The organism is Klebsiella sp. OBRC7 (assembly GCF_000293135.1).
GTDB classification, from domain to species: Bacteria; Pseudomonadota; Gammaproteobacteria; order Enterobacterales; family Enterobacteriaceae; genus Klebsiella; species Klebsiella michiganensis.
Window position 1 is genome coordinate 71892 of sequence record NZ_ALNJ01000088.1, and the last position, 7298, is coordinate 79189.

6 protein-coding genes are annotated in these 7298 nt (G+C 55.7%); 3 read left to right on the forward strand and 3 right to left on the reverse strand.

The window, feature by feature from the left end:
- Position 1: 1 nt before the first annotated feature.
- From HMPREF1144_RS18885 to fdhD, 3 genes are all read right to left on the reverse strand, one after another.
- Positions 2-982 carry a 6-phosphofructokinase gene (locus tag HMPREF1144_RS18885; protein ID WP_004855882.1) on the reverse strand — a complete coding sequence of 327 codons (981 nt, stop codon included), beginning with the start codon at positions 980-982 and terminating at the stop codon, positions 2-4.
- 497 nt (positions 983-1479) lie between these two features.
- Entirely contained in the window at positions 1480-1692 is a 213-nt protein-coding gene (locus tag HMPREF1144_RS18890; protein WP_009653655.1) for a YdgH/BhsA/McbA-like domain containing protein, read from the reverse strand.
- 128 nt (positions 1693-1820) lie between these two features.
- Positions 1821-2657 (reverse strand): formate dehydrogenase accessory sulfurtransferase FdhD, encoded by an 837-nt coding sequence (gene fdhD, locus HMPREF1144_RS18895; RefSeq protein ID WP_004855878.1) that lies wholly within the window; start codon positions 2655-2657, stop codon positions 1821-1823.
- 156 nt (positions 2658-2813) lie between these two features.
- On the opposite strand from fdhD, the gene fdnG reads away from it, so the two are divergent.
- From fdnG to fdoI, 3 genes are all read left to right on the forward strand, one after another.
- Positions 2814-5864, forward strand: coding sequence for a formate dehydrogenase-N subunit alpha (gene fdnG, locus HMPREF1144_RS18905; RefSeq protein ID WP_157214914.1), 3051 nt, complete (start codon positions 2814-2816; stop codon positions 5862-5864).
- Between the two features lie 12 nt (positions 5865-5876).
- Positions 5877-6779 carry a formate dehydrogenase subunit beta gene (gene fdxH, locus HMPREF1144_RS18910; protein WP_004122548.1) on the forward strand — a complete coding sequence of 301 codons (903 nt, stop codon included), beginning with the start codon at positions 5877-5879 and terminating at the stop codon, positions 6777-6779.
- Positions 6776-7298: formate dehydrogenase cytochrome b556 subunit (gene fdoI / locus HMPREF1144_RS18915; protein ID WP_009653644.1), on the forward strand; the 523-nt coding region annotated here is incomplete at its 3' end. The genes fdxH and fdoI, both read left to right, overlap by 4 nt.

A 7298-nucleotide genomic window follows, 5' to 3' on the forward strand; every position in this document is an offset into this window, starting at 1 on the left:
CTCAAATAATATTGAGTTGTTTGGCAAGTTTATAATGATGTCCTTCAGTGTCGACCAGACGTTTTTTCATACTAACTAAATCAATCGGAATAGGTTTGTTGCTTGAATTAATTATGATGGCTTTATTTTTCATCCCTGACTGAATACAGCGAACCACTTCACTGGCCATAATCGTGCCCTGGTAAATTTCTTCGCAGGTCGGATCGCCATTGCGCAAACCGTAGCCTACGATGGTTTTACGAATACGCACGCCAATTTGCGGTTCAAGCTGCTTAATCATGGTATCAATGGCCCCCTGAAAGCCGGGGGAGTACTCCCTGGTGTAGCCTTCAGAGCACAGGATCACCACGCTATTCTGCTGTGTCAGCTTATGCTTCACCCGCTCGGCCAGCGTTTCTAACGGCATCTGCGATTCCGGAATCAGCGCGATATCAGCATTCGATTTAATCGCGGATTGCAGCGTTAACTCTCCACAATAGCCTCCTAATATTTCGACCATAAAGACGCGGCCCGGTAATGCTCTTCCGGTATTTCTTAAGCGGGAAACCTCTTTAATAATCTGCTCGCAGGCGGTGGAGAAACCAATGGTATAATCACTGCCGTACACATCATTATCGATAGTCATCCCGACGCCAAAGCAGTTAATATCAAATTCGCTCAGCGTATTGAGAAACTGCAGGCTGCCGTCGCCGCCGGCCATAATCAGCACATCAATGCGCAGCGATTTAATTTTTTTGGCTATTGTTTCATATTCACTGCGCAGCAATCGACGGCTGGTGCGCCCGGAGGTAATGATCGGAATAGAGGCAATGGAGAAATCAACCAGATCGCGCCAGGCGACTTCGTGATGATTTTTATCCAGCAGTCCGGGTATTCCGCCATTGAAAAGGGTGATATCGGCACTCGCCAGTCTGGCTATCTGGAATATAAAGTTATTAATTCCAGAAACATCGCCACCGCTAATAACCATGCCAATTTTCATTGCCTGTCTCCGTTGCTTTGCTTGCCCACATTTTTCCCTGAGTTCAAGACCGTTATTTGCAATAGAGATCACAATATGCTGATAAATCCCTCCGAGCCTAATATTGACAGTGGGTTTATTTCCTCATTTTTTGTGATGCATATCTCTTTTATAAAATGAGATCGCCTTAACAATTATCTTTTTATTTTCTTTAAGATCATTAAGTTGCTTGAAGCGATAATTGCGCGGGTGGGCTGCCTGTTTTCTCCCATAAACCCAGCGATGATGAAAAGGCAGAAATGTGATAAATGGCGCATTTTTTTGCGTCAGGAAGGTTCACGGCTTTCTCATCTATTGTCTGCCTTCTTGCAGGGAACAACGCGTAAAGCTGCATTCCGCCTGTTTTGATTCTGATATCGCCACCCTCACGGCAAAGGCACCTGCGTTAAGCCCCCGGAAATAAATCTCAGACACAAAAAAAGCGCCCCAAGGGCGCTCTTTCGACAGTAGCTTTACGCTTATTTATTCAGTTCCGCAGTCATGTGCACGCGGTTACCGGTAAACGCTTCGGTAATTTTGTAAGATGAAGCGCCAGCGGCCTGGGCCTGAGCGGCGATTTTCGCTTCTGCACCGTCCATCGTTGCGGCGGTCGCGGTCACGGTTTCCGCAGCGAAAGAACCAAAAGAAGCGGCCAGAGCGATAACTGCGACAAAATTTTTGATGCTTTTCATGATATAAACCCTTTACGTTAGTTGTTTGAATAAGGCGCCGTGCCTTGATGTGATAAATAGTAGCCCTCACATCGCCAAACAAAAAGCGGAAGGATTTGTTGTCATCATTCAAAAAAACTGACTTAAATTTAACCCGCGATTAACCGCTGCGGATGCGTGTAAACGGTCGCCCTGCCCGGCTTGCAGAATCCCACCAGCGTCAGGTTGCAGCGCCCGGCGACGTCAACCGCCAGCGTGGTCGCGGCAGAGACCGCAAAGAGGATTTCCACCCCGCACATGGCCGCCTTCTGCACCATTTCATAGCTGGCGCGGCTGGAGACCAGCGCCGCGCCGTTCTGCCAGGCGCCTTCTGATTCCGTGCGGTGTCCCAGGAGCTTGTCCAGCGCCACGTGGCGACCCACGTCTTCATGGCCGCCCGCGAGCTCGCCGGAAGGACTTACCCAAGCCGCGGCGTGAGTACAGCCGGTAAGGCGGCCTATCGGCTGAAAATCATGCAGGTGCGCCAGCGCGCGATCGAGATTCGCCAGATCGAACGTCTGGGTAAAGGGCAGCGGCTGCACGGGCTTGCCGATATCGTTGAGCTGCTCAACGCCGCATACGCCGCAGCCGGTGCGTCCGGCCAGCGCGCGACGGCGCTCTTTCAGCCCCATAAAGCGGCGGCTGGAGAGTTCGATTTGCACTTCCAGGCCGTTACAGGCCTGAACGACGTCCATACCATAAATCTCGCCCCGGTTTTCGATAATCCCTTCGGATAAGGAAAAGCCGACGGCGAACTGCATCAGGTCTTTCGGCGTCGCCATCATCACCACGTGCGAGATGCCGTTATAAACCAGCGCAACGGGTACCTCTTCAGCTAACTCGTCTGGCTGAGGATGTTGCAAATTTTGGCGCTTCCAGAGCGATACCTGGCGATAACCTGTGATATCAATCACATTTTCGATTTGTTCAAGAGGCTTCTTGTTCACTTTGTCTTAACCGTATTGGAACAGGCATACACACAATGTGGTATTCTGTTTATATCCCTTCGGGAACGAGGGAAATTACCCCTAATTCTGAACCTTTGCGGCCCTTACCGCAAAGCAAATAACTATACGTGACAATGTCGAAACAAGGAGCGAACCATGCAGGTCAGCAGAAGGCAGTTCTTTAAGATCTGCGCTGGCGGTATGGCAGGAACCACGGCGGCGGCGCTGGGCTTTGCGCCCGGTTTAGCGCTCGCGGAAACACGGCAGTACAAGCTGCTGCGCACCCGCGAAACCCGTAACACCTGCACTTACTGTTCCGTTGGCTGTGGGCTGTTAATGTACAGCCTCGGCGACGGCGCAAAAAATGCCAAAGCGTCTATCTTCCATATCGAAGGTGACCCGGACCATCCGGTCAACCGTGGCGCGCTCTGCCCTAAAGGGGCCGGTCTGGTGGACTTTATCCATTCCGAAAGTCGCCTGAAATTTCCGGAATACCGTGCGCCAGGCTCTGATAAATGGCAGCAAATCAGCTGGGATGAAGCGTTCGATCGCATCGCTAAGCTGATGAAAGAGGACCGCGACGCCAACTTTGTCGCGCAGAATAGCGAAGGCACCACCGTCAACCGCTGGCTGACCACCGGTATGCTGTGCGCCTCCGCCTCCAGTAACGAAACCGGTTATTTAACCCAGAAATTTACCCGCGCGCTCGGTATGCTCGCGGTCGACAACCAGGCGCGCGTCTGACACGGACCAACGGTAGCAAGTCTTGCTCCAACATTTGGTCGCGGTGCGATGACCAACCACTGGGTCGACATCAAGAACGCCAATCTCGTCGTGGTGATGGGCGGCAACGCCGCTGAAGCTCACCCGGTTGGATTCCGCTGGGCGATGGAAGCCAAGATTCGCAACGGCGCGAAGCTGATTGTGATCGATCCGCGCTTTACGCGTACCGCGGCGGTAGCTGATTTCTATACCCCAATTCGTTCCGGTACTGACATTACCTTCCTGTCAGGCGTCATCCTGTACCTGTTGAACAACGAAAAAATTAACCGTGAATATACCGAGGCTTACACCAACGCCAGCCTGATCGTGCGTGAGGATTACAGCTTTGAAGACGGTCTGTTCAGCGGCTACGACGCCGAAGCCCGCAAGTACGATAAAACGTCCTGGAACTATGAGCTGGATGAGAACGGCTTTGCCAAACGCGATACCACGCTGCAGCATCCGCGCTGCGTCTGGAACCTGCTGAAGCAGCACGTTTCCCGCTATACGCCAGAAGTTGTCGAAAACATCTGCGGCACGCCAAAAGCCGACTTCCTCAAAGTCTGCGAGTACATCGCGGAAACCAGCGCGCACGATAAAACCGCCTCGTTCCTGTACGCGCTGGGCTGGACGCAGCACTCCATCGGCGCGCAGAACATCCGCACCATGGCGATGATCCAGCTGCTGCTCGGCAATATGGGCATGGCGGGCGGCGGCGTAAACGCCCTGCGCGGCCACTCCAATATTCAGGGTCTCACCGACCTGGGGCTGCTGTCGCAGAGCCTGCCTGGCTATATGACGCTGCCGAGCGAGAAACAGACTGACCTGCAAACCTACCTCGCCGCCAACACGCCGAAACCGCTGTTGAAGGACCAGGTGAACTACTGGGGTAATTACCCGAAATTCTTCGTCTCCATGATGAAGGCCTTCTTTGGCGATAAAGCCACGGCGGAAAACAGCTGGGGCTTTGACTGGCTGCCGAAGTGGGATAAGGGCTACGACGTCCTGCAATACTTCGAGATGATGAACCAGGGCAAAGTGAACGGCTATATCTGCCAGGGCTTTAACCCGGTAGCCTCGTTCCCGAACAAAAACAAGGTTGTCGCGTCGCTGTCGAAGCTGAAGTTCCTGGTGACCATCGACCCGCTCAACACCGAAACCTCCACCTTCTGGCAAAACCACGGGGAGTCGAACGACGTCGATCCGGCGAAAATCCAGACCGAAGTGTTCCGCCTGCCGTCCACCTGCTTCGCCGAAGAGAACGGTTCTATCGTCAACTCCGGCCGCTGGCTACAGTGGCACTGGAAAGGCGCGGACGCCCCGGGGATTGCGACCACCGACGGTGAGATCCTCGCCGGTATCTTCTTACGCCTGCGCAAGATGTACGCCGAACAGGGCGGACCGGCGCCGGAACCGGTGCTGAACATGACGTGGAACTATGCCACGCCGCATGAACCAGCGTCGGAAGAAGTGGCAATGGAGAGCAACGGCAAGGCGCTGGCAGACATTATCGACCCGGCAACCGGGGCGGTGATCGTCAAGAAGGGCCAGCAGCTCAGCTCGTTTGCGCAGCTGCGCGATGACGGCACCACCTCCAGCGGCTGCTGGATCTTCGCCGGTAGCTGGACGCCTGACGGCAACCAGATGGCGCGTCGCGATAACGCCGATCCGTCTGGCCTCGGCAATACGCTGGGCTGGGCATGGGCGTGGCCGCTTAACCGCCGCATACTGTATAACCGCGCCTCCGCGGACCCGCAGGGTAAACCGTGGGATCCGAAGCGCCAGCTCCTGAAATGGGACGGCGCGAAGTGGGGCGGCGTGGATATTCCAGACTACAGCGCCGCGGCGCCGGACAGCGATGTCGGGCCGTTTATCATGCAGCCGGAAGGGATGGGGCGTCTGTTCGCTATCGATAAGATGGCGGAAGGGCCGTTCCCGGAACACTACGAGCCGTTTGAAACGCCGCTGGGCACCAACCCGCTGCACCCGAACGTGGTCTCGAACCCGGCCGCGCGCGTCTTTAAAGGCGACCTTGAGCAGATGGGCAAAGCGGATAAATTCCCTTACGTCGGCACCACTTACCGCCTGACCGAGCACTTCCACTACTGGACCAAGCACGCGCTGCTTAACGCCATCGCGCAGCCGGAACAGTTCGTGGAGATCGGCGAGAAGCTGGCGAACAAGCTCGGCATCGCCCATGGCGATACCGTGAAGGTCTCCTCTAACCGCGGCTATATCAAAGCCAAGGCGGTGGTGACCAAGCGTATTCGCACGCTGAAAGCGGACGGTAAGGATATCGATACTATCGGTATTCCGATTCACTGGGGCTACGAAGGCGTGGCGAAGAAAGGGTTTATCGCCAATACCCTGACGCCGTTTGTCGGTGATGCGAACACGCAGACGCCGGAGTTCAAGGCTTTCCTCGTGAACGTGGAAAAGGCGTAACGGAGACGAATTATGGCTTATCAATCGCAAGACATTATCCGTCGTTCCGCGACTAACGGCTTCACCCCCGCGCCCCGCGCGCGGGACCATCAGGAAGAGGTGGCGAAGCTTATCGACGTCACCACCTGTATCGGCTGTAAAGCCTGCCAGGTGGCCTGTTCCGAGTGGAACGACATCCGGGATGAAGTCGGTCACAACGTCGGGGTGTACGATAACCCCGCCGACCTGACCGCCAAATCCTGGACCGTGATGCGCTTCTCGGAAGTGGAGCAGAACGACAAACTGGAGTGGCTCATCCGTAAGGATGGCTGTATGCACTGCGCCGACCCTGGCTGCCTGAAGGCCTGCCCGGCGGAAGGGGCAATCATTCAGTACGCCAACGGCATCGTCGACTTCCAGTCCGAGCAGTGCATCGGCTGCGGCTACTGCATCGCCGGCTGCCCGTTCAACGTGCCGCGCCTGAACCCGGAAGATAACCGCGTCTACAAATGCACGCTGTGCGTGGACCGCGTTAACGTTGGCCAGGAGCCGGCGTGCGTGAAAACCTGCCCGACCGGCGCTATCCACTTTGGCTCCAAAGAGGAGATGAAAACGCTGGCGGGCGAGCGCGTCGCCGAGCTGAAAACCCGCGGCTACGACAACGCGGGCCTGTACGATCCGGCCGGCGTTGGCGGCACGCACGTGATGTACGTACTGCACCACGCCGACAAGCCGAATCTGTACCACGGCCTGCCGGAGAACCCGGAAATCAGCGCCACGGTTAAGTTCTGGAAAGGGATCTGGAAGCCTCTCGCGGCGGTCGGCTTTGCGGCCACCTTCGCCGCCAGCATCTTCCACTACGTCGGCGTCGGTCCGAACCGCGCGGAAGAGGAAGAGGACAATCTGGATGAAGAGAAAGACGAGGTGCGCAAATGAAAAGACGTGACACCATCGTGCGCTACACCGCGCCGGAGCGAATCAACCACTGGGTCACCGCCTTCTGCTTCGTGCTGGCGGCGGTAAGCGGGCTGGGCTTTTTCTTCCCGTCCTTCAACTGGCTGATGCAAATCATGGGCACCCCGCAGCTGGCGCGTATTCTGCACCCGTTCGTGGGCGTGATTATGTTTGCTTCGTTCATCATCATGTTCTTCCGCTACTGGCACCACAACCTGATCAACCGGGACGATATTTTCTGGGCGAAAAATATTCGCAAGATTGTCGTCAACGAGGAAGTGGGCGACACCGGGCGCTATAACTTCGGCCAGAAATGCGTGTTCTGGGCGGCGATTATCTTCCTGGTGCTGCTGCTGGTGAGCGGCGTGATCATCTGGCGTCCGTACTTTGCGCCGGCCTTCTCCATCCCGGTTATCCGCTTCGCGCTGATGCTGCACTCCTTCTCTGCGGTGGCGCTGATTGTGGTGATCATGGTGCATATTTACGCTGCGCTGTGGGTGA

Bases quoted from the DNA above. Each gene is read 5' to 3' on its own strand.
- HMPREF1144_RS18885 (WP_004855882.1), bottom strand. From the start codon at position 982: ATGAAAATTGGCATGGTTATTAGCGGTGGCGATGTTTCTGGAATTAAT.
- HMPREF1144_RS18890 (WP_009653655.1), bottom strand. From the start codon at position 1,692: ATGAAAAGCATCAAAAATTTTGTCGCAGTTATCGCTCTGGCCGCTTCT.
- fdxH (WP_004122548.1), top strand. From the start codon at position 5,877: ATGGCTTATCAATCGCAAGACATTATCCGTCGTTCCGCGACTAACGGC.